Here is a 25,923-nt window from a genome sequence, read left to right as displayed (position 1 = left end):
TTTAATAAATTTAAACAAGGAGAAATGTAATGAATAAAATGAAAAAGATAATAATTAGTGTTGCAATAATAATTACAGTAACAATTGGACTAGTTCTTGGTCTTGGAGGAACTTACTTATATAACTTAGCCTTAGATCCTACAACAGATAAATCAATAGTTTTTGGATCAGATGAGGAAAGTACAGAAACAATATCCCAAAATGAAACAAGTGGTGAAGTTAACATTGACGCTGAAGCTTGGTTACTTAATGACAGTGGTTATGAATCTCTTTATAGAACATCTAAGGATGGATTAAAACTACATAATTATTTAATAAAGAATAACTCAAAAAAATGGGTTATCACAGTGCATGGTTATACTTCTGAAGGAAAGCTTATGTCTAACTATGGAAAAAAGTTTTATGACATGGGATATAATGTTCTTATACCAGATTTAAGAGGACATGGAATGAGCGAAGGTGACTACATTGGAATGGGTTGGGATGAAAGGTTAGATATAATTGACCTAATTAATTATATAATAGATGTGGACAAGGATTCAGAAATAGTTTTATTTGGAGTATCTATGGGGGCTGCAACAGTAATGAATGTTTCTGGTGAAGATTTACCTTCTAATGTTAAAGCAATAATTGAAGATTGTGGATATACATCAGCTTGGGATCAATTCTCTTATCAATTAGATGAACTTTTTGGATTACCACCTTTTCCAATGATGCATACAGCTAGTTTAATTGGAAAGTTTAAGGCTGGTTATTGGCTTAAGGATGCTTCCCCATTAGAACAAGTAAAAAAATCTAAAACTCCTATACTATTTATTCATGGAGATAAGGATGACTTTGTACCTTTTTCAATGCTAGAGCAAGTGTATAATGCTTGTTCTTCACCAAAAGAGAAGCTAGTAATTGAGGGGGCTGGACATGCTAAATCTAGTAAAGTAAATCCTGAACTTTATTGGAATGCTATATATGAATTCTTAAATAAATACATTTAAAGATAATATTAATAAAAGGACTCAATATAATAATTGGGTCCTTTTTCAAAATAAAATTAAGGTATATTTTTACCTATACTATAAATTTAACAATGTTATATTCTCTATACCTATACATTTATTTATAAAGTCGTTATTAGTACATTTACAGAATATTTCTACTAAATAATTTTTATCTTCCTGAAAAATTAATACTTGTTTCTCATTTAGGGATATTGTCAAAGGCGTATCTTTAATAATATAACTATCAAAAATAATCTTTAATAAATCCTTGTCATTAGATGTTAATGCTCCTTTTACAATTACTTTATCTATTCCACTTATTCCATTTTCATAACTATTTGGTACCATATACTGTTTCATAAAATTACGAGCTTCATCATCCTTCATCTGTTGAAAACCAATTTGTAATGGAATACCTTCAAAAAATTTAATGTAGCTGTTTTGCCAAGGCATTGTTCTCGTTAATAAATTGAATAGCCATTTAAACTTTAAATACTCTGGATTTGTTATAGAAATGTTTTTACTCTTAAAGTTTTCATATACTTCATTTATATTATCAACATCTAGCATTATACAAATCAATCCTCTATGCCCTTCATTATATAAATCTACCCAATCTTTTTTCCATCCCCCACCATCTTCCTTTAGGAGATTAATCATTTCAAAATATTCATTACCAATCCATAAATTAGATGCTTTAAAACCTCTTGTTCCTTTTCCCCATGAAGGTTCATAAGGAAAACCTGATTTAATAACATTATTTATTACAGCTTTATCCTTTTGATATTTCCTATCTACATTAACTACAAAGTGATCAAATTTAAACATACCAATCTCCTATAATATAACTATATTTCTTTCTTATATTCCGCTAAATATATTTTATCGTTTACTTCCACTCCAATTCCCTCTTCTATTTCTATATCCTTAAGCTTGAATATTTTCCCTGGATTCTTATAAGGATTATCATTTTCCATATAAGATACAATTTCATGTACCTGAGCTATCGCACCAATCTCTTCTTGAACATCCTCATTTGATATGATTTCATCCGTAAGTAAATAAGTAGTTTCCTTTATTTGAACTTCTGCCGGTGTAATATTAGTAAATTCACCCTTTATTTTATTGGTTGTATTACATCCTAGAAACAAAGTGAAGCCTAGTATTAGAATTAAGGATAGTTTCTTTAACCTCATAAATATTCACCTCCTAACTTTAGATTATCTATCCATATGACTTATACTCTTTCTAATCTGCTTTATTAATTTCCCCTCTTAATCATATCTATTTGGCTTTTTTCTTCACTAGGTACAAAACCAATGCTTGTATACAAATGAATTCCAGAAACATTACATTCATCAGCAGCAAGGAAGGCTCTAGCAGCATTATACTTCTTACCATATGCAAGAGCTTTAAGTATAAGCTTTCTACCTATTCCCATATTTTGAAACTTAGGAATAACTGCAACCTCTCTAATCCAAAGTATTGATCCTTTTTTGCTTTCATGTCCATATGTAGCAACACATATAAGACCTATTATTTCATTACTAATATCTCTCTCAATTATTATTCCATTGTTTCTTGTTCCTGAATTACTCCCAGAGTCCTCAGTATTACTAATCCATTCCTTCATCCATTTAGATGTTTGACCAGTAAAACCCCTACTTTGATTTTTGCACATCATAGTTACTTTTGAAGCTTCTTCACACTCTTCTATGGTTAAAAATTCAAAATCATCTGAAGGCTCTATTTCATTAAGACTATAATTAAAGTAGTCATGCCAAGCATTTCTAATTATTAGCCCTCCCTCCTCTAGCTTTGAAACCCATTCATGAGGTATAAAAGTTACTAAAAACTCTTTCTTATGTTTTAAACGATCTATTAGATACTCTACTGAATTTGTTGCCCAGTGATATTCATTTACTTTACCTTCATAATTAAATCCATATATTAAAATTATATTGTCATTTTCCACCTTAACTTCATAATTACATATATCCTTATAATCTATATAATTCATAGAAGAAAATTTAAATTTACTAAATTTTGATTGTATTCTATTAAAGGTTTCCTCTTTCACTACAATCCCCCCTACACCTTATTAACATTTTTAATTCAAATTAATTTATGTTCATAGACTAGTAGCATATTTTCATATTTTATCACTTAACCTTTACTCATTAGCTTCTCTATAGGTTTTAGTTTTAAAATTTGTGTAGTGCTGTCTTAAGTTTTCATTAAATAAATTGTTAGTCGCCTCTGTCTCAGAATAAGGAACTCTAAAGGGTAGAATATAATGTTCATAATTAAATATATTTCCACCAAAACAAACATCTTCTTTTAAATCCAATTTATAAAAAACATATCCACGTTGTTTAGTTGAACCAAAAGGATAATTTACACTTCCAGTAATTGTCCAACTTTCAAGTAGGTTACCAAACCAATCATTTGATGTAAATAATTCATTTTTTAGTTTAGGTATTAAAGCTATTTTTTCTATCCCTTTTTCCTCATATAACAACCTTCCACTTATTAATTTTAATACTTCGCTACAGCTTATAGAAAAATTATCTCTCCAATAAGCTTTACCATCTTTCCAATTAAAATATTGAACAGAATACATGCTACTATCCTCTAATTCAATATAGATACTAGTAGCTTCTAAATTATAACCAAAATTCAATATCTCACTTGAAAAATCAACATATATCGGATTCTTTAGTAGTATAATTTCATCATCTGATATGTCCTTAATAATATCCTTTGGAAATCCCTTTTCAATAAGTACTTCCCTCATTCCTTGAGTAGTTAAAGTTTTTAATTCAGTTTCCTCAAGTTCAATGTGATAAAAGGTTGCACAACAAATAGAAATTATTAATACACAAACTAATCCATATCCAATGATTATCTTTTTACTAATTGTTTTTTCTGCTTCTTCCATTGGTTCAAATGGTAATTCCTCAAATTCCTCTGCCAATTTTCCTAAGGAATAGATTGTGTAAAAATAAAATATCATTAATGGAACAAAAACCCACAAAAGACTTCCAATCCCTATTAATACACTGATAATCATTAAAATTTTCCAAATTCCTAATGCTAAAAGAGGATCTCTTTTAAGTTTTATATTCCCTTTTTCCGCTAAAAGCTTCAAACCATGCCTAAATATAAAAATGAAGCATAATTCAAAAGTAGTTAAAACAGATAAAATTATATACATATTATCAAATTTTGTGTTTAGTGGTGTACATATATATATTAGGTTTGCTATATGAAGCAATACATTTATTATAGAAAAAATCCATCCAGCATTAAGCCATTCATTCTCCTTATGCAAAGATCTAAAACCAAGGTATAAAAGAGCCACACCAATAACAGGCAAAATATACTGCAGCCAAAAGAAATTAAATTTAATTACTGTAAAAGCAAAGCCTATAGATATACAGTTTATAGGTGTACGCCAATTATTATCATTATTCATTATCCCTACCCCTTAATTTATTAAAGTCCTAATAATTTAATTGTCACAAGAATTACAGTTGTTCCATTTCCAATTAAATTCACTAAAAAGTGTGCTGTCATTGGAATGTATACATTCTTTGTTTTTATATAAGATATAGTAAGTGGAACAGCAATAATTATAGTTTCTAAAATTCCTAGCCATGATAGTGAATGCTCTAAGGCATACAAAATCATTCCCACAGATGATGTGAAAATCAGAATTCCTTTTGTATCAAATTTTATAATTGCTTTTCTATAAAATACTTCCTCTGCTATAGGAGGAAATATAATTGTTGATATAGCAAAGAGTATTAACTGAAACAGATTGTTTCTTGTAAGCCCAATCATTCCATCATCAACATTAGGAAAAATCCCTTTTAATGAAGAACTAAGAAGAAAAGCTGCAACCATCCCCACTGCCGTTATTACTACTGAAAGCCAAAATGTTTTCCCCTTTTTAAGATTCTCCTTTAATTCACTGAAACTAAAATCACCAGACTTATAAAAATAAATTATTATACCTAAATAGAAAATAAAATTTGTATAAATAAAATATTTTTCAGAACAAACTAAGCAGCTTATTATAAATAATATCTGCCATAAAATTGGAAAACCAAGTTTTTTAAAATACATATTTCTCCTCACTTTAATTAACTATTTAGGTAAATTATAACATAAAGATGTTAACAATATTCTATATAATAATATATAATTCCTATTGATTATTAAAAGTTTTTTCATTATAATTGTTGTATATCAAACAGTTGTATATGCTATAATTTGGAAAGAAGGTTTTTTTGTGAAAGATAGCAAGATTGGAATTGAACTTAGGGGCTTAAACAACATGATTAAAAGGTATATAGATAAACATCTAAATAAAAAAGTTGTGGATCAAATAACAGGTACTAATGGTTGGATTATAACTTATTTATCTCACAATTTAGATAGAGATGTATTTCAAAAAGACCTAGAAGAAGAATTTGGTGTTACTCGTTCTACTGCTTCTAAGGTTATAAACTTAATGGTTCAAAAAGGACTTGTAGAAAGACATTCTGTTCCTTATGATGCTAGATTAAAAAAGTTGGTATTAACTCCTAAGGCTAGTAAAATATCAGAGCTTATCAATGAAGATAAGGAAACAATAGAAAAACTTTTAACTAAGGGATTTTCAGATGAAGAACTAGAAACTCTACAATCTTATATTGAAAGAATGAAAAACAACCTTCAATAAAAGTCGATAATTACGACTTTTTTATTTGTAGATAATGTTGGATATCAAACATTGTTTCCATTAGAAACTATATGCAACAACTAATTAATACAGGAGGTAATCATATGATAAAAAAGTTAGCACAAAGCATTAGAGAATTTAAAAAAGATTCTATTTTATCTGCAATTTTTATGTGCTTTGAAGTAACTATGGAAGTTGTAATCCCTATCCTTATGGCTAATCTAATTGATTATGGAATAGACAAAGGAAATATGCCATTTATTCTAAAGATGGGTATAGCATTACTTATTTCTGCAGCTATTTCATTATTTTTCGGGATAATGTCTGGTCAAAAGGCTGCCATTGCTTCAGCTGGATTTGCAAAGAACCTTAGAAAGGATATGTACTATAAAGTACAGGATTATTCCTTCTCAAATATCGATAAATTCTCTACTGCAAGCATTGTAACAAGACTTACAACAGATGTAACTAATGTCCAAAATTCATATCAAATGATAATACGTATGGCAGTTAGAGCACCAATAATGCTCATTTTTTCACTTTTCGCTGCATTTACTATCGATGTGAAGTTGTCACTAATATTCTTAGTAACTGTACCAGTTTTAGGTGTAGGATTATGGTTTGTTATGACAAGGGTTCATCCTATTTTTAAAAGGGTTTTTAAAACTTACGATAAGTTAAACAGTATTGTACAAGAAAATCTACATGGAATAAGAGTTGTCAAATCTTTTGTACGTGAAGATTTTGAAATCGATAAATTTAAAGATGTATCTAATGAAATTTATAAAGATTTCTCTAAGGCAGAAAAAACAGTATCTTATAATGCTCCACTTATGCAACTTTGTATGTATGCTACTACCATATTTATTTCATGGTTTGGAGCAAGAGCTATTGTAGCTTCAGGTGGTGATGCTAATTTAGGTTTAAGTACTGGTGAACTTATGAGCTTATTAAGCTATGCTGCTCAAATTCTTTCAAGCCTTATGATGCTTTCAATGGTTATAGTTATGATTACAATATCAAGGGCATCTGCAGAAAGAATTGTAGAAGTATTAGATGAAGAGATAGATTTAAAGAACCCAACTTCACCTGTTATGACAGTAAATAATGGTGATATAGAATTTAAAAACGTTAATTTCTCTTATTCAAAAAATGCAGACAAGCTTTGCTTAAATAATATAAACATTAAGATAAATTCTGGTGATACAGTTGGTATTTTAGGTGGGACAGGTTCCTCTAAATCTTCTCTAATTCAACTTATACCAAGACTTTATGATGTAACTGGGGGCTCAGTTAAGGTTGGTGGAATTGATGTTAGAGATTATGATATTGAAACACTTAGAAATGAAGTTGCAGTTGTACTTCAAAAAAATGTGTTGTTTTCTGGGACTATTAAAGAAAATCTACGTTGGGGTAATGAAAATGCTACAGATGAAGAGCTTATTCATGCTTGTAAATTAGCAGAAGCTCATTCATTTATTGAAACATTCCCTAAAGGATATGATACTTATATTGAACAAGGTGGTACTAATGTGTCTGGTGGGCAAAAACAACGTCTATGTATTGCACGTGCTCTGTTAAAGAAACCTCAAATATTAATTTTAGATGACTCTACTTCTGCTGTTGATACTAAGACAGATGCTTTAATTAGAAAAGCCTTTAAAGAAGAAATACCAAATACTACTAAGGTTATAATTGCTCAAAGAGTTTCTTCTATACAAGATGCAGATAAAATTATTGTAATGGATGATGGTAATGTTACTGCAATTGGTACACATGAGGAACTATTAAAAACAAGTGAAATTTACAAAGAAGTTTATGAATCACAAATGAAGGGAGGAAGTGACAATGAGTAAAAAAGGAAATCCTGTTGATATAGCTAAAAAAGCAGACTCAAAAACACTGAAAAGACTTCTCTCCTATATAAGTCAATATAGAATACAATTTATTTTTGTTTTAGTTAGTATATTACTAAGCGCTGTAGCAAGTGTTGTATCTACTTTATTCCTAAAGACACTTATAGATGACTATATCACTCCCCTTTTACTTGAAGCTATCCCTGACTTTTCTGGGCTAGCTAGATTAATTCTTATAATGGCTGGAATTTATTTAATAGGTGTTATTGCTACCCTATTTTATAACAGAGTTATGGTTGTTATTGCACAGGGAGTACTTAAAGAAATAAGGGATGAAATGTTTGAGAAAATGCAGAAACTTCCTATAAGGTATTTTGATACTCACTCTCATGGTGATATTATGAGTCACTACACAAATGATACTGACACCTTAAGACAAATGCTTACACAATCTATTCCTCAGCTATTCTCCTCTGTGGTAACTATTGTAGCTGTATTTGTTTCAATGCTTACTTTAAGCCTTTGGTTAACTATATTTGTTGTCCTATTTACCTTTATTATTCTTAAGGTTGTTGGAAATATTACTAGTAAATCTAGTAAATACTTTGTAAGCCAACAAAAATCCCTTGGTAATGTTAATGGTTATATTGAAGAAATGATAAATGGTCAAAAAGTTGTCAAGGTATTTTGCCATGAAGATAAAGCAAAAGAACTGTTTAACCAAAAGAATGAAGAGCTATGTAAAAATGCTACTGAAGCTAACAGATTTGCAAATATGCTTGGACCTTTAATGAATAATATGGGATATATTCTTTATGTTTCTATGGCTATTGTTGGAGGTGGGCTTGCTATTCTAGGTGTTACTAATGTAAGTCTAAGTGGAGTTGGAACTTTAACCTTAGGTATGATTGCTTCCTTCTTACAACTTTCAAGAAGCTTTATTATGCCTCTTAGCCAAGTTTCTCAGCAATTAAGTTCAATAGTAATGGCTATTGCAGGTGCTGGAAGAATATTCAACCTAATAGATGAAAAGCATGAAGAAGATAGAGGATACGTTACTTTAGTAAATGTAAATAAGATAAATGGTGAGATTATAGAAACTAAGGAGCATAGTCATCATTGGGCTTGGAAACATCCTCATAGTGATGGAACTATTACTTATACAGAGCTTAAAGGCGAAGTTAGATTCTTTGATGTAGACTTTGGGTATAATGAAGAAAAGATAGTTCTTCACAATATATCCCTATATGCAGAACCTGGGCAAAAAATAGCCTTTGTTGGTGCAACAGGTGCTGGTAAGACAACAATAACTAATCTAATTAATAGATTTTATGATATTGCTGACGGTAAGATTAGATATGATGGCATTAATATAAATAAGATTAAGAAGAATGACTTAAGAAGATCATTAGGTATCGTTCTTCAAGACGTTAACCTATTTACAGGAACAGTTATGGAAAATATTCGTTATGGTAGACTTGATGCTTCTGATGAGGAATGTATACAAGCTGCTAAATTAGCTAATGCAGATGGATTTATAAGAATGTTACCTAATGGATATAATACTATCATCTCTGGAGATGGAAGTGATTTATCTCAAGGCCAAAGACAACTTATTTCAATTGCGCGTGCTGCTGTTGCTGATCCACCTGTTATGATTCTAGATGAAGCTACTTCTTCTATTGATACTCATACAGAGTCTATAGTTCAAAGTGGAATGGATTCACTTATGGAAGGAAGAACTGTTTTTGTTATTGCTCACAGACTTTCAACTGTTAAGAATTCAGATGTTATTATGGTTCTTGAAAAAGGTAGAATTATTGAACGTGGTAGTCATGAATCTTTAATTAAAGAAAAAGGAAAATATTATCAACTTTATACTGGAGCTTTTGAATTAGAATAAAAACTGGCTTATGCCAGTTTTTCTGCTTAAAAATTATTAGAATCAGCTTAGTATAAGCTATTTACAAGTAATATTATTAATTTTATAATGAAAGAAAAACATATGGGGGATATTTATGAGAAAAGCTACTTTTTACCTATGGAAATTAGAGTATCTTAAGGGAGAAAAGCTGCCAAAGGATGCTGACTCTGAAACTTTAAAGGCTAATGATGTTTTATATGATGAATTATTTAATTCATATATTAAAATAGATGACACTAATTTAGATATAGAAGATATTAATTTATATTTAAAATCTAAGAATGCCTATAATATAAATATGATAAAGAATTGTTTTATTACTATAACAGTAATTCTTAGTATTCTATGCTTTATAATTCTAATGGGGCTTTACTAAACTTATTAAAAAAGGGATTTAGCAAAAAAAGTAAGCTAAATCCCTTTTAATAAATAACAGAACTATCCATCTTGTACCAATCCTAATGGTTATTGAATATGATTACATAATTTCTTATTTTATATATTTTTCAATCTTACATTGCTCTTGAACTTCTTTTCCTAAAATTGTAATTGCTTGCTTTGGACAATTACTAAAGCAACGGTAACACATTGTACACTTGTCTTTCCCCCTAGCTTTATCATTATCTATTTCAATATTGTTCATTGGACATACTGCAGCACATTTACCACAGCCAACACATCTTTCACTTTTTATTTTAAACTTATCTGTATAACTCCTAGTCTTATTATAAAACCATAATCTCTGACCAAATAATCCAACTATATGATATATAAAACCTAATCCTTCCCTTAAAGGCTCTCCAGTTTTAAATTTATTAGCACATTCTTTTATCTTTTCTTCAGTCTTTTTTACTATAGCTTTATTTTCTTCTAAGGACTTTTTCAATACCTTTTCATCACCAATACAATCAGGCATCCTTAAATGTATCCCACCTAGTATATTGGCTCCATATTTTTTTAATAAACGGGCTGAACATCCTGCTCCATCACCACTAAATAATCCCATGGTTGATATAATAAAAATATTTTTCCCATTAAACTCTTTCTGGTTTATTTCTATAAAATCTCTAACTATCTTGGGCAAATTACTAAAATATATTGGATACGCAAATGCAATATCTTTATTTTGTCTAATAATTTTTATTACATTCGGATCTTCAATAGAAAAACTCTTCTCTTCCCCCTGGTACTCACTTAAAAATTTTTCAAGACAGTATCTTGTATTTCCTGTTCCACTAAAATATACCCCTATCATTATTATTCACCTACCAATACATAAAAAAAGAAATAAACATATAAATATATAAATATGTACATGTATAATTATACCATATTTTTTTTCTTATACCTGCTTAAAAGTATTTTTATTGATTTAAATCCTAAATATTTTACTTTTATATCCTTAATATATTCTATATTTTAAAATTATTTTTGAAATATTAAAAAGCTATGGAAAGATTAAACTTTCCGTAGCTTTTATAATTCCTTTATGATTTTAGCTGGATTCCCACCAATTACGACATTGTCGCCAAAACTCTTAGTAACTACAGCACCAGCAGCAACTACAACATTATTTCCTAACGTAACTCCTGGAACTATCGTTGCGCTACCTCCTATCCAACAGTTGTCTCCTATTGTTACAGGCTTCCCAAACTCTTTTCCACCAATTCTTTCCTTAGCATTTAGAGGATGAGTTGCTGTATATATTCCAACCTGTGGAGCTACAAAGCAATTATCTCCAATTCTTATTTCACAAACATCTAAGAATACACAATTATAATTTGCATAAAAATTCTCTCCTACATGTATATTACATCCATAATCGCAATTAAAATTAGGTTCAATATAAATATTTTCACCTGTTGATCCAAATAATTTTTTTAATAGTTCATTTCTTTTTTCCTTGTCTCTAATAGAAGTTTTGTTATACTCCTCTGTTAGTATTCTTGCATTAAATCTTAAGTCTTTTAATTCTTCATCAGCAGGATTATAAATTTCCCCTTCAATCATTTTTTCTCTTTCTGTCATAGTTCTTATCTCCTTTTATCTAAAGTTTAATATTATATCAACCTAAAAAGATACTCTCTATATTATTTTCAAACCATCTACATAATTCTGTAGACCAATGAGCATAGTGAAATAGTGCATCTTTATTGTTATTATTAGAATTGAAATAATTCTTATAATAATCACTTACACCAAGTTGGTAAAAATAAAGATAAGGCATCATTTTTATATCATAGTCACTTAAATCACTTACCTCTAAGTATTCGTTAACATATTCTTTAAGATTCTTTATATCTATTTCTCCATTTATGCATTTAGGATCTGCATAAGAATATGACCTTATTAACTCATAACAAGCTGGATGAATACAAGCAGAAGTAAAATCTATTACTCCATTAATCTTATTATCCTTACATATGATTTGACTTATAAAATAATCACCGTGAGTATTTTTATAGGTAAACTTATCCATATCTAAATCTACATTTTTCAACTTATCCAAAAGCTTTATTCTATAAGATAAATCCTCAATTGCAACTACTTCATTTCTTTCCTTGGCTATTTTTAAAGATTTTTTATAGGATTCTAAAGCAGATTTAGGATTCACCACCATGAAAAATCCCTTAGAAATGCCTTTATCTAAAGAATGCAAATCCATTAATCCATTATGAATTTCACCAAGTATTTTAGCACTCTCCTTCATAAACCACTTTGGAGCAGTATTTACTTTTAATATATCTCCTTCTATAAAGCTTTGAAGATGAAAGGTATGTCCATTATATTTTCCTACATAAAACCCATCACAAGTTACATAAAACTTTGATACAGGTATTCCTATTAAGGACAATTCATTATTAACGAGGGGTTCTATGTCTGGATGATTCATAAAATCCATTTCTATATCTTTTAATATATATTCACCATTATTTGTTATGACATGAAAACACTCAGAAGAAGCACCTGATTTTAAAGGAATAATCTCTTCAATATCAAGTGATTTAATATTATAAAATATGTGTAAAATCCGCTTTACCTCATTTATATTCCATGGTTTCTTAACCATTTCCCCCACCTCTAAACCTTTTCTTTTATATTAATAAAATCTGTACTCTCCCTCTTTAGCTATAACAAAAGTATAATTCCTATAGTTATCTATTCTATCAATAGGAACATTTTCTTCATTTATCCAATATATGTTTCCATCTTTAATTTCCATGGTTGCCCCAAAAATTATAGAATCACAATCTTCTGATTCAGGAGTAAGATTTAATTTAACTAATTTATTAAACTTAATTTCTAAATTTCTTGGATTTTCTTGCCTTTGAAAAACTACCTTTAAAATTCTCTTATTATTAATTGAGTTCATACTTAAATCTTCATTAACATATGCCCCACTTTCATAACTTATCTCATTTATACAACTATCATGAAAATAATTATATTTCTCCATTAATTTTTCTATATCCTTATTGTTCTTTATTGAAAGATACTTCCTATTAATCATAATCTTCCTCTAAAACTAAATTATAATTTAATTTTACACCATAACTCATATTATAACAATTTAATATTATCCATTTTTATTATTACATGGTAAAATATAACTATATATAAAGGGTAAATTCATGAGAACTTTAGTATATGGTTTAATTGCTTTCTTTTTGTCTCTTTTCTTCTTAATTTCTTTTCCTTCATTTTATGAAGATATTTTGATAATAGTTGTAATATGTATTTGTACTACTATGGCTTGCTTGCACAGCTGCAATAGTAAATGCAATAAACAACTTAAAAGAGGACAATAATAACAAAAAAGATAATTAAAAATACTCTGCAATTATTTGCAGAGTATTTCTTTTATTATTTATTCATTGAAGAAAGATTGTTGCCTTCTTCTCCATCAGGCTTAGTTCTTAAATATTCTTCACCTTTTCTTGAATGAGCTATGATAACTCCTTCAATTTCTCCATTTTTAGCTCTTTCTACTCCTACTTCTTTTGAAATAGTTTCACCATTGCTTAAAACATAATCTGAAATTTCGCCGCTTTTTTTTACTGTTTCAACTATTCTATTTGCCATATATATCACCTCAAGAATAGCATTTGCAATTTCACAAAAAATATTTCTTAATTTTTAACTTATAAAGATTTATTTTCTACTTCCTCATTTATCCTTAAAATTAATTCATCTAAATTGACTATTCCCTCATCACCATTTTTTCTACTACGAAGGGATATCTTATTTAAGCTTTCTTCCTTTTCACCTATTATAATCATGTATGGTACTCTTTCATTTCTTGCTTCCCTTATTTTATAACCTATCTTTTCATCTCTACCATCCAACTCAACTCTTATTCCAGCTTCATTTAATGCATCCCTTACTTTATTTGAATATTCTTCAAACTTATTTGATATAGGTAATACTTTAACTTGAACTGGAGCAAGCCAAGTTGGGAACTTTCCTGCAAAATGCTCAATTAAAATTCCTATAAATCTTTCAATACTTCCAAAAATAACTCTATGAATTACAATAGGTCTATGCTTTTCTCCATCTTGACCTATATAATCTAAACTAAATCTTTGTGGAAGTTGGAAATCTAGCTGTATTGTTCCACATTGCCATGTTCTTCCTAGACTATCTTCTAAATGGAAGTCAATTTTAGGACCATAAAAAGCCCCATCACCTTCGTTTATTATATAGTCTAGATTTAGCTCTTCTAATGCTCCCTTTAATGAATTTTCTGCTAAATTCCATTCTTCATCACTACCCATAGAATCCTCTGGTCTTGTAGATAACTCAACCTTATAGCTAAAACCAAATTTAGAGTATACTTGGTCTATAAGCTTTACTACTCCCTTGATTTCAGACTTTATTTGATTAGGTAACATAAATATATGAGCGTCATCCTGTGTAAAGGCTCTTACTCTCATAAGACCATGTAATGCTCCTGAAAGTTCATGTCTGTGAACTCTTCCAAGCTCACCAACCCTAATTGGAAAATCTCTATAAGAATGTGCTTCAGATTTGTAAATTAACATTCCACCTGGACAATTCATTGGCTTAAGTGCAAATTCTTCTTCATCTATCATTGAAGTATACATATTTTCTTTGTAATGATACCAATGTCCTGAAGTTTCCCATAACTGCTTATTTAACATAATAGGTGTTTCAACTTCAACATATCCTGCCAATCTGTGAAGCTCTCTCCAAAATTCTATAAGAGTATTTTTTAAAACTACACCCTTTGGAAGGAAAAAAGGGAAGCCTGGTCCTTCTGGAACAAAAGTAAACAACTTCAATTCCTTACCTAGTTTTCTATGATCTCTTTTTTTAGCTTCTTCAATATTAGCTAAATGCTTATCTAATAATTCTTTATTTTTAAATGCTACTCCATAAATTCTTTGAAGCATTTTATTCTTTTCATTTCCCCTCCAATATGCACCATTAACACTTGTTAACTTATAAGCTTTTACATATTTAGTTGAAGGTATGTGTGGCCCTCTACAAAGGTCTACATATTCTCCTTGTCTATAAAGAGATATTTTTTCTCCTTGAGGTAAGTCATTAATAAGTTCTATTTTATAAGATTCATTGTTTGCCTCCATAATCTTAAGAGCTTCTTCTCTTGAAACCTCAAACCTTTCAAATTGTAAATTTTCATTAATTATATTATTCATTTCATTTTCTATCTTTTGTAAATCTTCAATAATTAAAGGCTCATCAATATCAAAATCATAGTAAAAACCATTTTCTATTGATGGACCTATTGCTAGTTTTGCATCCTTATACAACCTCTTTACTGCTTGTGCCATTATATGGGAGGTAGAATGTCTAATAACCTCAATTGCTTTATCATTATCAGCTGTTAAAATATTTACCTCATCATTGTCTTTTAGCATATAATTTAAATCTACTAAGGTCTTATTTACTTCACCTACAATTGCCTTTTTGGCAAGATTCCTATTAATGCTTTTTGCTAGGTCTAAAATAGTTAAGTTTTCTTCTATTTCTCTTATAGACCCATCATTTAACTTTACTTTAATACTCATTTTTCTACCTCCTCTTAAATTTAATATAAAAAAAGCACTCATCCCTACTTGGGACGAATGCTAATTATCCGTGGTTCCACCCAAATTGAATTAAAAAATTCAATTCTTCTCTTACGTTTTATCGATCTTCACCGATGACATTTCGCTTTTAATAAGTTACTGAATCATAGCTCCTGGGTAGTTTTTCTTATAGTCATATTTAAAAATGCTTACAGCCAATGACATTTTCTCTCTTAAAATTGCATTCTATAATACTTTTCCCTATCATAGCCTATACTATTTTGTTTGCTTTGTATTATATTCCATTGATAATATTTTGTCAATACTGTCTAATTCATCTTGCTTAATAAAGAATTTAACTTTTCTATAGTTATATCTGATTCTATCCTATTTATAATAAATTTTACTCCCTTAGCTTCACTTTTTAATAAACTCTCGATGATAATATTAAAACTACTCATATCTAAATCTATAGAAATACCATTAGTATGTCCTAATTTCTTTGAATAAGTACTACTTTCATTCTTGTTTATAAAAAATCTTACAGAGCCTCCTTCTATTGCAGGAACAAATTTATTAAATATTATATCATTAAAAGTTGTTCCTTCCTTTGGTACTACCCACAACTTTGTATTACAATACTTAATGCTATTTAGTATATTCATAACAAGATACTCTTTTCTTTCTAGTATAGGATCTTGTCCATTTTTTATTAAACATTGATTTACCAAATCATACAAACTACATGCTAAATATTCTCTTCCTTCGTCTACAATAATCTTCCCAATCCCTGAAAACATAGCTCTATAAGACTCTAACGAAAGTTCTTCAAATGGTATTTTTTTAATTAAATATTCACCCTTAAGCTTTAAATTATAATAATCAGCATATTCCTTAGCTATCTTCTCTTCAGAAAAAAGCCACATTGTAGGTATATTTTCATGGATACCGTATCTTATATCACCTCTGCCGCTTTCTATGAACTCTTCACTAGAATCCTTACTAACTAAAGTATATATTTCATTAGAATCTATTAATAGTCTAATTATTTCATCACATTTATCAAGATATTCCTTCGGATTATTTCTTATATCATTTAAACTTCTTATTTTTTCTTGCACCTTCCCTATACTCATTAGTGCTCCCCCTGTTCATCTTTATTGCTTCTTCCTTAGTATACCTAATTTTTATAATATTTGTCTATAAATATAATATCTATAACTTTAAATACATATAAATACTGGTTTAAAGTAAAAAGACATCTACAAAAAAATAATATTGTATACTTTTTATTTTTTTATCACCATTTACCTATCATCTACATAAGATAAATTATACGAATGGATAGAAAATAAATAACAAAAAGATGAAAAGGTGGATTTACTATGTGTGAAAATAATAATAATTATTCTGAAATAGCAGAAGCTTACCGTAACTATAGAGATAATTTTTATAACAATACTTCTTTCTTAAGTAGCGAATGTGAATGTAATAGAGATCGTGATAGAGATTGTAATAGAGATCGTGATAGGGATAGAGATCGTGATGACAGACGTCTTTGCTGCGGAAGAAGATTTGATAATAGTCCAATGGATGAGAGAACAGAAAGAGCATTAAGAGCTTTTGAAAATCAATTAAGAAATACTAATAATGCTATTAACTGCTTAAATCAATGCTTTAATAATCTAGATGATGTTTTATTTGAAAGTCGTTGCTGCGTAAGTAATAGAATAAAGAATATCTTAAGATCTATTCAAAGCGATATTTGTGACTTACAAGACGATGTTAGAGATATAGCTGATGATACAAACTGTTTAGGTCAAAGTTTATAATCTAACAATATTATTTTTGTTCCACTAATTATCTACTGTAATTAGTGGAACAGTGATGATAACATCTTTTACATACCTCGTAATAAAAACCTAGTCAGAGTACGACTAGGTTTTTTAGAGTTATTTATATTTTAAATTACTACAAGATGATTTGCAGTTTTCACAACTACAACCACAGGAAGATTTACCAGACTTTTTTGATTTATGCCTATACACCATGGATAACACAACTAAAATTAATACACTGACAACAACAATAAAATCAATCACATTATATCCTCCTCTTCATCATTAACTCTCTTTATAACTATGGAGTCAATATCATTAATATTTAAACCCTCTGCCTCATAAAGACCTATTCTAATTATCCTTTTCCAATCTTCCTCAGAAAGTTTAAATGTTTTTTTATTCTTAAGAACTACAATACCTTCACCATTTAAAATATCAATTTCTTCACTTGATATTTTATAAAGATTCTTTCTATTTATAACTCCTATTTCTTCAAGACTTTTTATTATTCTATATACAGTTGCTATTCCTATGGATGAATCCTTCTTAGATGCCTCCCAATATATTTCTTTACAGCTTGTACATTCTTTATTGAAAATAGTATCAATTATAAGTTTTCTCTGATTAGTAATTCTAAAACCATTTTCTCTTAATTTTAAAAAGATAGCTTCCTTCTCTATGTTAACCTTTTTAACTAGTAAGTAATCACTCTCTTTTCTATTCATTCTCTAACCTACTAAGCTTCCAAATATATTTATTAATAATGCTACAATATAGGCTGTCACCATTTGAACACTAATAGCCATACCTGTTAACTTCCAAGACTTCAACTCTCTCTTCATGGCACCAACTGCTGCAAAGCATGGCATACATAATAGATTAAATGCCATATATGCATAAGCTGCTCCTTTAGATGAAATGTCTTCTTTCATAGATGAAAGTGCATTTTCATCTTCTCCTTCAAACAAAATTCCTTCAGAATATATACTTCTTGCTGCTTCAGAATCATATATACCATCTTCAAAGCCAAACTCCTCAAGTTCCACCTGTGTATACTTACTAAAAAACTCTTTTAAGTATTCATCAGTTACATCATCATCATACAATTGTGCAAATGTAACAACAACATTTTCTTTAGCAACCCATCCAGTAACTACACCTACTGCTGGTTTCCACTCTCCAAATCCTAAAGGTCTAAATACTGGAGCAATTATATTACCAGCAGATGCTAGAAAACTTTCTTCCATATCGCAAATTATACTTCCATTTTCATTATTTTCTTTATTCACACCATTAAATGAATTTATATTAAAGTTTGAAAGTCCCCAAATTAAAATAGTAGAAATAAAAATTACTGTACCTGCCTTTACTGCAAAACCCTTTACTTTCTCCCATCCGTGAATACCTATAGATTTAGCAGTAGGAATTCTATATTGAGGTAATTCCATTACAAAATTAGATACTTCTGATTTATAAACGAACTTATTTAATAATAAAGAAACAATAATTGCTATAGCAATACTTAACATATATATAGAATAGGTTACTAAAGTCTTATTTCCATCTTTAAAGAATATTGAAACAAACATTGCAAATATAGGTAATTTAGCACCACATGGCATAAAACCTGTTATAATAGTGGTAATTTTTCTGTCTTTTTCTGAATCTAAAGTTCTAGTTGCCATTATCGCTGGTACCCCACAACCAAATCCCATAAGTAAAGGAATAAATGAACGCCCGGACAAACCAAATCTACGAAAAATTCTATCCATAACAAAGGCTACTCTAGCCATATAACCACTATCTTCAAGAAATGAAATAAGTATATATAACACCAATACTAATGGTATAAATCCAATTACTGCACCAATACCATTTAAAATCCCATCCATAACTAACGAATGAACCCATGGAGATGAATTTACTATAAGTCCTTCAATTAAATTACTAAAGATTTCCCATACTTTTTCTACTAAGCCTGCTAACCATACACCTGGGCTTGGAAATCCTTTAATAAATAAAAAATTTTCACTGAAAGTACAAGCAAATAGCAAGTACATAACTACTGCAAATATGGGTAAGGCCAAAACTCTATTAGTAAGAACCCTATCTATTTTATCTGATTTAGTTTCTTTAACTTTTCTTTCTCCCTTCTTAACAGATACTCTAACTATCTTACCTATATATTGGTACCTTAGGTCTGCTATTTTAGCTTCAGTATCCCCATCAGCATTATTTTCCGCTACTTCTACAACTTTAAGTACTTTAGATTTTTCTTCTTCACTTAAAAGAGCTGTTACAATTTCATCCCCTTCAACTAATTTTAAAGCTCTCCATTCTTTTTCTAGTTCATTTTCACAAAATATTATATCTTTAATTTTATCTCTAGCTTCAAGTATATTATTATCAAAAATAGCTAAACTTTCCAAAACATTCTTCTCTTTTCCTACTTTAGTAGCTACATTCATTAATTCACTAATACCTTTTCCGCTTCTAGCTATTATTGGAACTACAGGCACCCCTAGATATTTTGATAGCTTATTAGTATCTATCTTATCCCCATTTGATTCAACTTCATCCATCATATTTATAGCTATAACAGTTGGAACTCTAGTTTCTAAAATTTGAAGTGAAAGATAAAGATTTCTTTCTATATTAGTACCATCTACTATATCTATTACCACATCTGGTTTATTAACAACAATATAATCTCTTGCTATTATCTCTTCAGCAGAATATGGTGATAAGGAATATGTTCCAGGTAAATCTACAATTTCTATAGTATTATCCTTTTTATACTTACCTTCTTTTTTATCAACTGTAACTCCTGGCCAGTTTCCTACATGTTGTTTTGAACCTGTTAACTCATTAAAAAGAGTAGTCTTACCACAGTTAGGATTACCTGCCAGTGCAATTCTTAATGACATTTAATCTCCCCCTTATTTGATTACTATAATTTGTTCAGCATCACTTTTTCTTAAACTAAGCGCATATCCCCTTATATTAACTTCTATAGGATCACCTAATGGTGCAATCTTAATTACTTTTATACTAACACCTGGAGTTACTCCCATATCCATAAGTCTTCTTCTCATAACTCCCTTTTCCCCAATTGACTTGACTGTACCAGATTCACCTGGTTTTAATTCTTTTAAAGTCATAATCAAAAACTCCTTTCAAAACTTAATTAACCACTATAAGTGAAGCAAGTCCACGATTCAAAGCAATTTTTACGCCTTTAACTAAAAGAATTAAACCACTTTGATTCTCTCCAACAACTTCAATTTTTTCTCCTTTTATAAAACCAAGATCTTGAAGATGACGCTTCATACTATCTTTTCCTCTAAACTCAATAATTCTTCCACTTTCACCAACAGACATCATTGATAATGACATAACTAATCCCCCTCTTTCAGTTGAATATGATTCTCATTGTCTTTTCATTAATTAGTATATACTAGAAAAAATTTCTAATCAATAATGTTATTGATAAAATTTATCAATAACATAAAAGATAAGTATTTTTTGCTCAAAATAATAAGACACCTGTAATTTAACAGGTGTCTCTTAACTATTTCCATCCTTAATTTATCAATCTTCTATACTATTTTATGTACCACAGTAGGTTTTATATCCTTTATCTATATTTTTAGGCAACTTTGTATATTCTTCATTAACACTTAAGTAATCATATGGATTTTTTAAAACTGCTATAAGATTTTCCATTACACTATAGTCATTTCTATTTACTGCTGCTTCTAGTGCTTCCTCTACCCTATGATTTCTTGGTATTACAGTTGGATTATTTTCTTCCATAAGTTTTTTGACTTCATCTTTGGATTGTTCTTGTCTACTTAATCTTTCACTCCATAAAGTATACCACCTTTTAAACTCATCCATATAGAAAATATCCATGCTAGTAAACTTTCCAATAGTTAAGTTATAGAAAGTATTTGTATAGTCTGCTTTATATTTTAGCATTATACTTAGAAGCCCTTCTATTAAATCCTTATCTACTTCCTCTTCATTAAATAGCCCAAGCTTTTTTCTCATGCCTAAATACCAATTATTTAAATATAATTGGTTATATTTATCTAAAGATCCATTTGCTACCTCAATTGCTTTATCCTTATCATCATCTAATAATGGTAACATAGCTTCTGCAAACCTTGCTAGATTCCACCCACCAATTCTAGGCTGATTTTCATAGGCATATCTACCATTTAAATCTATTGAACTAAATACAGTACTTGGATCATATATATCCATAAAAGCACAAGGACCATAATCAATAGTTTCTCCTGCTATAGACATATTGTCTGTATTCATCACTCCATGAATAAACCCCACAAGTTGCCACTTTGAAATTAATTCAGCTTGCTTTTTTACAACTTGATTTAAAAGATATTCATAAGGGTTCCCATTATAATTGCCATCAAAATGTCTCTTTAAAGTATAATCTGCTAATTCCTTCAAATATTTTTTATCTCCAAGTCTTGCAGCATACTCAAATGTTCCTACACGTATATGACTTTTTGCAATTCTTGTCAGTATTGCTCCAGGTAAGAAATCCTCTCTAAAAATATCTTCTCCTGTTGTTAATACAGCCAAACTTCTGGTAGTTGGTATCCCTAAAGCATACATTCCTTCACTTATGATGTATTCTCTAAGCATTGGCCCTAAGGATGCCTTTCCATCTCCACCTCTAGAATAAAGAGTTCTACCTGATCCTTTAAGCTGTATATCTACTCTTTCTCCATCTTTTGTTAAGTATTCCCCAAGAAGTACTGCTCTTCCATCACCTAAAATAGTAAAGTATCCAAACTGATGTCCTGCATAGGCTTGCGCAATTGGTGTTGACCCATCTAAAATTTTATTACCACTTAAAAAATTTGCTCCCTCTTCACTTTCCAGGAAGCTTACATCTATTCCTATGCTTTTGGCTAATGTTTTATTTAGCGCAACAACCTTTGGTTCTCTTACCTTTTCAGGATATTGAGTTGTGAAAAATTTACTTGGTAATTTAATATATGTATTTTCTAGCTTTATTGTCTTATCTTTTAAAATTCTATCCATCTTTTCTCCTTTGTTTTTATAGTTTTATTACAATTCATTGTTAGTTTTTACACATTTATATTTTATATGTTTATAAAATAAAAGCTGTTGAAAAATATTTCTCAACAGCTCTAATTGAATTCTGTTATTTTATATTCTTGAATCCTAAAAATTACAGCTAAATATCTATCTTACATTGTCCACCTTATCACGCTTATTTATACAATAAACTGAAATAATAAAGAATACAACTCCAAATAAACTCAACACTAATAAATTCATTACAATTACACCTATATCTGCTCCTTGCTGTGCATTATTAATAGCTTCCATTGCCCATCTTATAGGCGTAAAATATGATATTTTATTTATTGTACCACTTAAGTAGGATAAAGGCACAAAGCACCCACCCAGTGCTAGAAATGATATTGTAACAAAGTTACTTATTATGCTTGATAAATCTCTATCATTAGTTATGGTCATACAAAATGTTCCTACAGATACTGAAACTATTCCTAATATTAGTAATATTACTATAAGCATAAGGTTACTAACTCCAATTTCTATGGTTGAAACAAAATTTATTTCTATAACACTTATTGTAAATAAAATAGATAGCAAAATGGTTGTACTAATAATATTGCTTAAATAATATTGCCATGGCCTTACACTAGTCGTAAGAATTCGTGTATACATATTTTGTTCCTTATCTTCGCTAATTAATCCCGATCCACTCATAGCTCTATAAAAAGCAAACATGATTATAAATCCTATTAAGCTTTGACTTACACTATGGTCCTTTTTTACATCATTTAAATCTTTATATGAAACTTCAATCTTTTCCTTTTCTTTTCTTTCAACTGACAACTTATATTTTTCAAGGTCACCATCATTTACTTTTGCTAAATTTATCATATTGGATAATTCAATAGATAGTCCTTTATCTAAGATTTCATGAAGACTTTCCCCTTCTATCCCATATAAAATCACACCTGAATTATCACCCTTTAATATTTTTTCCTCAATATTTTTCTCAATCATTATACCTAAATAAATATCTCTAGTATTAAATTTTTGTTTTAAATCATCTTCGCTATTAACTTCAACTAGATTAATCATATCAATATCAGACAAATACTCATCTAATTTATTAGAAGAAAAAGATTTACTTTCATCACATATTCCCACATTTATTTCAGTAATAGATTGATCTATAATCTTTGGGGCAAATAGAAATATAATCAAAGGAAAAACTACTGTTAGTATTGTATACGCAGGTTTCTTTAATATCATTATCTTTAAATTATTCTTTACTAAGGCATATACACTTCTCATACTTCTCTCTTCTCCCTTCTAATACATATATAAAGACAACAAAATAAAATTATAGTTGCTGTAATACTTATTACTAAGCTTACATTTAGACAATAAAAGCTTCCTTCATAGGCAGCTTTAAATATTCCCTTATTTAACCATCTTAAAGGAGAAATATTTGTTACTAAATTGAATATTCCGTCCATTTCAAGAGGCAGTGATATATAAGATCCCCCTAGGAAAGAAAAGACTGGAATAATAAGTCCTTGTAAGAACAATGCTGCTCTATCTCTTTGCTTTACTGCGTAACCAACAAAAGTTCCTAAGGTAACCATCATTAAAGCAGCAGCTATTAAATACATAAAAGTTATGAGTGGATTGTCTCCCCAATTTGACTTTAATTTAAAGAGTGAAAATAGAAATCCTGGTGTAATTATAATTATGCTTAGAATTAAACTTGAAATAATTCTTCCAACAAAATATTTGAAATCAGATAATCCTGTTAAAATTATTCTATCCTTTATTCCAGATGATTTTTCTAATCCAAGTAATCCTATTGGAAATAATGTTACATAAAGCATCATCATAGTTACTTCAACTATTCCATAATACTGATAAGAATTAGGAGCATCCTCTTCTTTAATAAACTTTACATCTATACTATCATTCATAAATTCTTCACTACTAATAATTTCAGATGCCTTATCTACATCCACCATATATAATTCATTTATACTTGCATAGGTATCACTAAATGATTTTAAATAAGATAGGACAGTTGCACCTTCTGAGACTTTTTTCTCCGAATAATAAGTTTCTATAGATTCATCCTTAAGCAAAAGAAATATTTCTCTTTCATTTTCAACCTTAGCCTTTCCTTCTTCAACAGATGATACTTCTTTTATACTAAAATCCTCATAATTGAATACATTATCTTTTATTTCATTTATAATTTCTTCTTTTCCTGATTCATTGTAGTAACATATATTAATAACTTCATTTTCACTATTTATAGAGTTAGTATTAGATAACATTACTCCAAGGAGTACCATAAGAAAAATTGGAAATAATGCATTAAATATCACCCATTTTCTTTGCCTAAGATTAAACTTAAGTCCTTCAACAATAACATGAAACATAAAATCTCACCTACTCCCTCAAGCTTCTGCCGGTTAATGTCAGAAAAACTGTTTCTAAGGTAACTTCTCTATATCCAATATCACCAATACTAATTTCATTTCTTGTAAAATAATTAATTATTTTATCTAGGTTATTTACATTCTTAGAAGTGTTTATAGTTACTAAATTATCATTTTGATATACTGATAAAACTCCTTTGATAGATTTAATTTCTTCAATATTAATTTCTTCATAGGAATTAAGGGTAAGAGATAGGGTTTTCTTATCATCTACTATACTTTTTAGTTCATCCTTTGTTCCCTCTACTATAACTTTACCATGGTCTATAATAGCTATTTTGGTGCATATTGACTCTACCTCCTCCATATAATGTGAAGTATAAATTATTGTAGTACCCCCTTCATTTAATTTCTTAATGGAATCTAAAATATGATTTCTAGATTGAGCATCTATTCCTACAGTGGGTTCATCCATAATAATTATCTTGGGATTATGAACAATAGCACAAGCTATATTTAACCTTCTAAGCATTCCACCAGAATACTCTTTGGCCTTTTTATTCTTAACTTCTTTAAGCCCTACAAATTCTAATGACTTCTCTACTGCCTCTTTCAATTCTTTTCCCCTTAGTCCATATAGTTCACCAAAGAAACTAATATTTTCTTTAGCAGTAAAATCCTCATATATAGCTATTTTTTGCGGAACTAGTCCAATTTGTCGTTTGATATTTACATCATTTTTCTTAATACTAGTTCCCATTATTTTTATATCACCTGAATAAGGTCTTACTAAGCCGCATATAGTGCTAATAGTTGTACTTTTACCAGCTCCATTTGGGCCAAGAAGTCCATATATCTCTCCTTCATCTATGGATAATGAAATATTATCAATGGCAACAAAATCATCAAATTTTTTAACTAACTTATCTATTTCTATTACTTTCATTATTATTTCCCCCTTTACTTTCTAATTTTAGTATATAAAAAAAGACCTTCTACAAACTGTAGAAAAGGTCA

At 29.2% G+C, this 25,923-nt stretch carries 27 protein-coding genes and 1 other annotated feature; of the genes, 6 read left to right on the top strand and 21 right to left on the bottom strand.

What is annotated here, in order from left to right:
* Positions 1 to 29 precede the first annotated feature (29 nt).
* A complete protein-coding gene (locus G594_RS0109900; protein WP_027098439.1) occupies positions 30 to 992 on the top strand; it encodes an alpha/beta hydrolase in 963 nt (320 codons plus the stop codon).
* A gap of 78 nt (positions 993 to 1,070) precedes the next feature.
* Here G594_RS0109900 and G594_RS0109895 read toward each other — a convergent pair whose 3' ends face one another.
* The 5 genes from G594_RS0109895 to G594_RS20130 form a co-directional block, all read right to left on the bottom strand.
* On the bottom strand, positions 1,071 to 1,823 hold the full coding sequence (locus G594_RS0109895; protein WP_027098438.1) for a hypothetical protein: 753 nt from the start codon (positions 1,821 to 1,823) through the stop codon (positions 1,071 to 1,073).
* Between the two features lie 20 nt (positions 1,824 to 1,843).
* On the bottom strand, positions 1,844 to 2,191 hold the full coding sequence (locus G594_RS0109890; RefSeq protein ID WP_027098437.1) for a hypothetical protein: 348 nt from the start codon (positions 2,189 to 2,191) through the stop codon (positions 1,844 to 1,846).
* Between the two features lie 65 nt (positions 2,192 to 2,256).
* The gene (locus G594_RS0109885) at positions 2,257 to 3,075 is read right to left on the bottom strand and encodes a GNAT family N-acetyltransferase (protein ID WP_027098436.1); all 819 of its coding nucleotides are present in this window, start codon (positions 3,073 to 3,075) and stop codon (positions 2,257 to 2,259) included.
* 93 nt (positions 3,076 to 3,168) lie between these two features.
* On the bottom strand, positions 3,169 to 4,473 hold the full coding sequence (locus G594_RS20530; protein WP_242829716.1) for a TgpA N-terminal domain-containing protein: 1,305 nt from the start codon (positions 4,471 to 4,473) through the stop codon (positions 3,169 to 3,171).
* Positions 4,474 to 4,493: 20 nt separating this feature from the next.
* A complete protein-coding gene (locus G594_RS20130; RefSeq protein WP_027098434.1) occupies positions 4,494 to 5,126 on the bottom strand; it encodes a CPBP family intramembrane glutamic endopeptidase in 633 nt (210 codons plus the stop codon).
* 166 nt (positions 5,127 to 5,292) lie between these two features.
* On the opposite strand from G594_RS20130, the gene G594_RS0109870 reads away from it, so the two are divergent.
* From G594_RS0109870 to G594_RS0109855, 4 genes are all read left to right on the top strand, one after another.
* On the top strand, positions 5,293 to 5,724 hold the full coding sequence (locus G594_RS0109870) for a MarR family winged helix-turn-helix transcriptional regulator (protein ID WP_027098433.1): 432 nt from the start codon (positions 5,293 to 5,295) through the stop codon (positions 5,722 to 5,724).
* A gap of 104 nt (positions 5,725 to 5,828) precedes the next feature.
* Positions 5,829 to 7,580: an ABC transporter ATP-binding protein gene (locus tag G594_RS0109865; RefSeq protein WP_027098432.1), complete on the top strand. Its 1,752-nt coding sequence runs from the start codon at positions 5,829 to 5,831 to the stop codon at positions 7,578 to 7,580.
* Positions 7,573 to 9,483, top strand: a complete 1,911-nt coding sequence (locus G594_RS0109860) for an ABC transporter ATP-binding protein (RefSeq protein ID WP_027098431.1) — start codon at positions 7,573 to 7,575, stop codon at positions 9,481 to 9,483. The genes G594_RS0109865 and G594_RS0109860 overlap by 8 nt, the downstream gene beginning before the upstream one ends.
* A 115-nt stretch (positions 9,484 to 9,598) precedes the next feature.
* Positions 9,599 to 9,880, top strand: coding sequence for a hypothetical protein (locus tag G594_RS0109855; RefSeq protein WP_027098430.1), 282 nt, complete (start codon positions 9,599 to 9,601; stop codon positions 9,878 to 9,880).
* Between the two features lie 114 nt (positions 9,881 to 9,994).
* Here the strand turns inward: G594_RS0109855 and G594_RS0109850 are convergent, their stop codons facing one another.
* The 7 genes from G594_RS0109850 to G594_RS0109820 form a co-directional block, all read right to left on the bottom strand.
* The gene (locus G594_RS0109850) at positions 9,995 to 10,759 is read right to left on the bottom strand and encodes an EFR1 family ferrodoxin (RefSeq protein ID WP_027098429.1); all 765 of its coding nucleotides are present in this window, start codon (positions 10,757 to 10,759) and stop codon (positions 9,995 to 9,997) included.
* 221 nt (positions 10,760 to 10,980) lie between these two features.
* Positions 10,981 to 11,532 carry a sugar O-acetyltransferase gene (locus G594_RS0109845; RefSeq protein ID WP_027098428.1) on the bottom strand — a complete coding sequence of 184 codons (552 nt, stop codon included), beginning with the start codon at positions 11,530 to 11,532 and terminating at the stop codon, positions 10,981 to 10,983.
* A gap of 37 nt (positions 11,533 to 11,569) precedes the next feature.
* Complete coding sequence (locus G594_RS0109840; RefSeq protein ID WP_027098427.1) at positions 11,570 to 12,574, bottom strand: phosphotransferase; 1,005 nt, start codon at positions 12,572 to 12,574, stop codon at positions 11,570 to 11,572.
* Positions 12,575 to 12,604: 30 nt separating this feature from the next.
* On the bottom strand, positions 12,605 to 13,015 hold the full coding sequence (locus G594_RS0109835) for a hypothetical protein (RefSeq protein WP_027098426.1): 411 nt from the start codon (positions 13,013 to 13,015) through the stop codon (positions 12,605 to 12,607).
* 353 nt (positions 13,016 to 13,368) lie between these two features.
* Entirely contained in the window at positions 13,369 to 13,587 is a 219-nt protein-coding gene (locus tag G594_RS0109830) for a DUF3892 domain-containing protein (protein ID WP_027098425.1), read from the bottom strand.
* 59 nt (positions 13,588 to 13,646) lie between these two features.
* A complete protein-coding gene (gene thrS / locus G594_RS0109825; protein ID WP_027098424.1) occupies positions 13,647 to 15,557 on the bottom strand; it encodes a threonine--tRNA ligase in 1,911 nt (636 codons plus the stop codon).
* A gap of 46 nt (positions 15,558 to 15,603) precedes the next feature.
* Positions 15,604 to 15,834, bottom strand: a binding site (T-box leader).
* Between the two features lie 52 nt (positions 15,835 to 15,886).
* Positions 15,887 to 16,693, bottom strand: coding sequence for a hypothetical protein (locus G594_RS0109820; RefSeq protein WP_051195972.1), 807 nt, complete (start codon positions 16,691 to 16,693; stop codon positions 15,887 to 15,889).
* A gap of 249 nt (positions 16,694 to 16,942) precedes the next feature.
* On the opposite strand from G594_RS0109820, the gene G594_RS0109815 reads away from it, so the two are divergent.
* Entirely contained in the window at positions 16,943 to 17,389 is a 447-nt protein-coding gene (locus tag G594_RS0109815; protein ID WP_027098422.1) for a hypothetical protein, read from the top strand.
* A 120-nt stretch (positions 17,390 to 17,509) separates the two neighbouring features.
* Here the strand turns inward: G594_RS0109815 and G594_RS20740 are convergent, their stop codons facing one another.
* The 9 genes from G594_RS20740 to G594_RS0109775 form a co-directional block, all read right to left on the bottom strand.
* Positions 17,510 to 17,659 (bottom strand): FeoB-associated Cys-rich membrane protein, encoded by a 150-nt coding sequence (locus G594_RS20740; RefSeq protein WP_081663654.1) that lies wholly within the window; start codon positions 17,657 to 17,659, stop codon positions 17,510 to 17,512.
* On the bottom strand, positions 17,656 to 18,123 hold the full coding sequence (locus tag G594_RS18745; RefSeq protein ID WP_034866357.1) for a transcriptional repressor: 468 nt from the start codon (positions 18,121 to 18,123) through the stop codon (positions 17,656 to 17,658). The genes G594_RS20740 and G594_RS18745 overlap by 4 nt, the downstream gene beginning before the upstream one ends.
* 3 nt (positions 18,124 to 18,126) lie before the next feature.
* Positions 18,127 to 20,325, bottom strand: a complete 2,199-nt coding sequence (gene feoB, locus G594_RS0109805; RefSeq protein WP_027098421.1) for a ferrous iron transport protein B — start codon at positions 20,323 to 20,325, stop codon at positions 18,127 to 18,129.
* Positions 20,326 to 20,337: 12 nt separating this feature from the next.
* Positions 20,338 to 20,559, bottom strand: coding sequence for a FeoA family protein (locus tag G594_RS0109800; protein ID WP_027098420.1), 222 nt, complete (start codon positions 20,557 to 20,559; stop codon positions 20,338 to 20,340).
* Positions 20,560 to 20,581: 22 nt separating this feature from the next.
* Entirely contained in the window at positions 20,582 to 20,794 is a 213-nt protein-coding gene (locus tag G594_RS0109795; protein WP_027098419.1) for a FeoA family protein, read from the bottom strand.
* Positions 20,795 to 21,007: 213 nt separating this feature from the next.
* Positions 21,008 to 22,474, bottom strand: coding sequence for a protein adenylyltransferase SelO (locus G594_RS0109790; protein WP_027098418.1), 1,467 nt, complete (start codon positions 22,472 to 22,474; stop codon positions 21,008 to 21,010).
* A gap of 165 nt (positions 22,475 to 22,639) precedes the next feature.
* A complete protein-coding gene (locus tag G594_RS0109785; RefSeq protein WP_027098417.1) occupies positions 22,640 to 23,788 on the bottom strand; it encodes an ABC transporter permease in 1,149 nt (382 codons plus the stop codon).
* Positions 23,785 to 24,906 (bottom strand): ABC transporter permease, encoded by a 1,122-nt coding sequence (locus G594_RS0109780; RefSeq protein WP_027098416.1) that lies wholly within the window; start codon positions 24,904 to 24,906, stop codon positions 23,785 to 23,787. The genes G594_RS0109785 and G594_RS0109780 overlap by 4 nt, the downstream gene beginning before the upstream one ends.
* 10 nt (positions 24,907 to 24,916) lie before the next feature.
* Complete coding sequence (locus G594_RS0109775; RefSeq protein WP_027098415.1) at positions 24,917 to 25,852, bottom strand: ABC transporter ATP-binding protein; 936 nt, start codon at positions 25,850 to 25,852, stop codon at positions 24,917 to 24,919.
* Positions 25,853 to 25,923: the final 71 nt, after the last annotated feature.

The organism is Clostridium paraputrificum AGR2156 (assembly GCF_000424025.1).
Taxonomy (GTDB): domain Bacteria; phylum Bacillota; class Clostridia; order Clostridiales; family Clostridiaceae; genus Clostridium; species Clostridium paraputrificum.
The sequence above is the reverse complement of the archived record's forward strand: the minus strand, read 5'-3'. Positions and strand labels throughout refer to the sequence as shown.

Bases quoted from the DNA above. Each gene is read 5' to 3' on its own strand.
- G594_RS0109900 (WP_027098439.1), top strand. From the start codon at position 30: ATGAATAAAATGAAAAAGATAATAATTAGTGTTGCAATAATAATTACA.
- G594_RS0109895 (WP_027098438.1), bottom strand. From the start codon at position 1,823: ATGTTTAAATTTGATCACTTTGTAGTTAATGTAGATAGGAAATATCAA.
- G594_RS0109890 (WP_027098437.1), bottom strand. From the start codon at position 2,191: ATGAGGTTAAAGAAACTATCCTTAATTCTAATACTAGGCTTCACTTTG.
- G594_RS20530 (WP_242829716.1), bottom strand. From the start codon at position 4,473: ATGAATAATGATAATAATTGGCGTACACCTATAAACTGTATATCTATA.
- G594_RS20130 (WP_027098434.1), bottom strand. From the start codon at position 5,126: ATGTATTTTAAAAAACTTGGTTTTCCAATTTTATGGCAGATATTATTT.
- G594_RS0109865 (WP_027098432.1), top strand. From the start codon at position 5,829: ATGATAAAAAAGTTAGCACAAAGCATTAGAGAATTTAAAAAAGATTCT.
- G594_RS0109860 (WP_027098431.1), top strand. From the start codon at position 7,573: ATGAGTAAAAAAGGAAATCCTGTTGATATAGCTAAAAAAGCAGACTCA.
- G594_RS0109855 (WP_027098430.1), top strand. From the start codon at position 9,599: ATGAGAAAAGCTACTTTTTACCTATGGAAATTAGAGTATCTTAAGGGA.
- G594_RS0109850 (WP_027098429.1), bottom strand. From the start codon at position 10,759: ATGATAGGGGTATATTTTAGTGGAACAGGAAATACAAGATACTGTCTT.
- G594_RS0109845 (WP_027098428.1), bottom strand. From the start codon at position 11,532: ATGACAGAAAGAGAAAAAATGATTGAAGGGGAAATTTATAATCCTGCT.
- G594_RS0109840 (WP_027098427.1), bottom strand. From the start codon at position 12,574: ATGGTTAAGAAACCATGGAATATAAATGAGGTAAAGCGGATTTTACAC.
- G594_RS0109835 (WP_027098426.1), bottom strand. From the start codon at position 13,015: ATGATTAATAGGAAGTATCTTTCAATAAAGAACAATAAGGATATAGAA.
- G594_RS0109830 (WP_027098425.1), bottom strand. From the start codon at position 13,587: ATGGCAAATAGAATAGTTGAAACAGTAAAAAAAAGCGGCGAAATTTCA.
- thrS (WP_027098424.1), bottom strand. From the start codon at position 15,557: ATGAGTATTAAAGTAAAGTTAAATGATGGGTCTATAAGAGAAATAGAA.
- G594_RS0109820 (WP_051195972.1), bottom strand. From the start codon at position 16,693: ATGAGTATAGGGAAGGTGCAAGAAAAAATAAGAAGTTTAAATGATATA.
- G594_RS0109815 (WP_027098422.1), top strand. From the start codon at position 16,943: ATGTGTGAAAATAATAATAATTATTCTGAAATAGCAGAAGCTTACCGT.
- G594_RS18745 (WP_034866357.1), bottom strand. From the start codon at position 18,123: ATGAATAGAAAAGAGAGTGATTACTTACTAGTTAAAAAGGTTAACATA.
- feoB (WP_027098421.1), bottom strand. From the start codon at position 20,325: ATGTCATTAAGAATTGCACTGGCAGGTAATCCTAACTGTGGTAAGACT.
- G594_RS0109800 (WP_027098420.1), bottom strand. From the start codon at position 20,559: ATGACTTTAAAAGAATTAAAACCAGGTGAATCTGGTACAGTCAAGTCA.
- G594_RS0109795 (WP_027098419.1), bottom strand. From the start codon at position 20,794: ATGTCATTATCAATGATGTCTGTTGGTGAAAGTGGAAGAATTATTGAG.
- G594_RS0109790 (WP_027098418.1), bottom strand. From the start codon at position 22,474: ATGGATAGAATTTTAAAAGATAAGACAATAAAGCTAGAAAATACATAT.
- G594_RS0109785 (WP_027098417.1), bottom strand. From the start codon at position 23,788: ATGAGAAGTGTATATGCCTTAGTAAAGAATAATTTAAAGATAATGATA.
- G594_RS0109780 (WP_027098416.1), bottom strand. From the start codon at position 24,906: ATGTTTCATGTTATTGTTGAAGGACTTAAGTTTAATCTTAGGCAAAGA.
- G594_RS0109775 (WP_027098415.1), bottom strand. From the start codon at position 25,852: ATGAAAGTAATAGAAATAGATAAGTTAGTTAAAAAATTTGATGATTTT.